The 1,787-nt window shown below is 29.5% G+C and carries 3 protein-coding genes; all 3 read right to left on the bottom strand.

Annotated elements, in window-relative coordinates:
* Nucleotides 1–150: 150 nt before the first annotated feature.
* The gene (locus tag K4H96_RS04150; RefSeq protein ID WP_223337347.1) at nucleotides 151–744 is read right to left on the bottom strand and encodes a hypothetical protein; all 594 of its coding nucleotides are present in this window, start codon (nucleotides 742–744) and stop codon (nucleotides 151–153) included.
* 6 nt (nucleotides 745–750) lie between these two features.
* Nucleotides 751–1,134 (bottom strand): hypothetical protein, encoded by a 384-nt coding sequence (locus K4H96_RS04145; RefSeq protein ID WP_223337346.1) that lies wholly within the window; start codon nucleotides 1,132–1,134, stop codon nucleotides 751–753.
* 59 nt (nucleotides 1,135–1,193) lie between these two features.
* The coding region (locus tag K4H96_RS04140; RefSeq protein ID WP_227956363.1) for a hypothetical protein at nucleotides 1,194–1,787 on the bottom strand (594 nt) is incomplete at its 5' end.

The following is a 1,787-nucleotide window of genomic DNA, read 5'->3' as shown; positions in this document are numbered from 1 at the left end:
CAATATAATCAATACCTTTAAAGCAAAAAAATCGAAATTTTCTTTCAAAATCTATAATCCCTTTATTTAAGTTGAAATCAAATTTATCAGATTTAAAGGAAAGCTTTGTTGCTTCAGATAAATCCAGAGCAATGATAGTTTCTGCAAGGCTCAATAATCTCCCCACCTTTTTAAGACTTCTCTAATTTTATCATTTAGTGTATAAATTCGTTGTTTAGATTCTTGAAATTTATAACTATATCCAAAATAATTCCAAAATTCTTTATCCTGAACTGAAATATTGTAATCTATTTTTTTTTCTCTATAAATGGGGAGAAGCCAAAAATGTGTTGAGGAAGGTTTTTCATAATGCTCATCATATCCAATAAATACCGACTGCACTTCCACATCTTTTAGTAATTCCGTTTTTATGATGTGTGCTAATTTATAGCACTTTTCAACTACAACTATATCGAGATCTTTTATCCTCCGTACTGCATTCTTTGTAGCAATTATATAAAAACCAGGTATCGCAAACTGGACATCCTGTCTTATTATTACATCATCATCTTGATACAAAATAGATATCGACGAATCTAATTGAGAATCATACTTTTCTAAAAATTGCCCTCGCGATAACTTTTTAGATTCAAAAAAGCACTGATAGTTCTTCTCACCACCGATACAGACAAAAAATTTTGATTCTGAATCTACCATTGGAAGTTCTGTTATATCATTAACTTCTAAAATATCACCATATTTCATTCTAACTTAATAAACCTTCATTTCTTTTTTTAGACTATTCACCAAATCATCGTTAAAGGTCTCAATCTGTTCAATCGTTGCATTGTTCTTATATTTAAAGTATATTTCTTCGTATAGCTGATAGTCATCCAAAGGTATATTAAGATAGCGTATAGCATCTACCTCATATGAATGGACCTGAAGCATTGAACTCCCATCAGATTGAATTTTTAAATATAACCCTATAATTTCATAACCTTTTGCATACAATATTTTACTTAGCGCAAATTCAAGTTTCGATATTCTTTTAAAATCCTCCACAGTCTCTGTTGATAAAAAAATCTGAAGACAACCCAAACAATGTTTATATTTTGTATTCTGATACAAAAAAATACCGTTTTCTATTTCCAATTGATAAATCCTCCCCAAGATAGGAATCTAAATTACAAACTAATAATTTAAAAACACAATCACTCTGACACTACTACTTTACAAATAATCAATTTAGACAGCAATTTTGAACAAGTATCTTCTAGATAAACTAAATCATCTGATGTAAATAAAACTGCCTCGCCTTTCATAATCGCTACCATAGTCGATATATATACTGTAGTCAATTCTAATGAAGGATTTACTAATAAAATAGAAGCAACAACATATTCAATACTAATGTTATAATGAGGATGATTGCAATTAGTTAATATCAATGAAAATGCTTTTTTGCTTATCAGAGATTCATGAATCTTAAACAGCGACTCTCTGCCCTTATTTAGAATGTTCCAAAGCAAATCCGCAGTATTAATCAAAAATTCTACACTATAACCCAGTTCTTCCAAAGGAATAAACTGAGGAGGAACCTTTGATGGATAATATTTATTACTTTCTATACCATTAATAATATCTATATTATGCTGGTATTCATTAAAATTAGCCGGTGTGTGTAGACAGCTTTGAAAAGGAGACCGGGAAAACTCATCTCTAATTTTCTTTTTTATCTTTAAAGTGTTTTCCAGAGCATTTTCCCCTTCCAAATACAAAATTTCTAATTTCTTTTTATCCAAATA

The organism is Streptococcus sanguinis, from assembly GCF_020729765.1.
Classification (GTDB): Bacteria; Bacillota; Bacilli; order Lactobacillales; family Streptococcaceae; genus Streptococcus; species Streptococcus sanguinis_Q.
Note: the sequence above shows the minus strand (reverse complement) of the source record. Positions and strands in the feature narration are given on the sequence as shown.

Bases quoted from the DNA above. Each gene is read 5' to 3' on its own strand.
- K4H96_RS04150 (WP_223337347.1), bottom strand. From the start codon at position 744: ATGAAATATGGTGATATTTTAGAAGTTAATGATATAACAGAACTTCCA.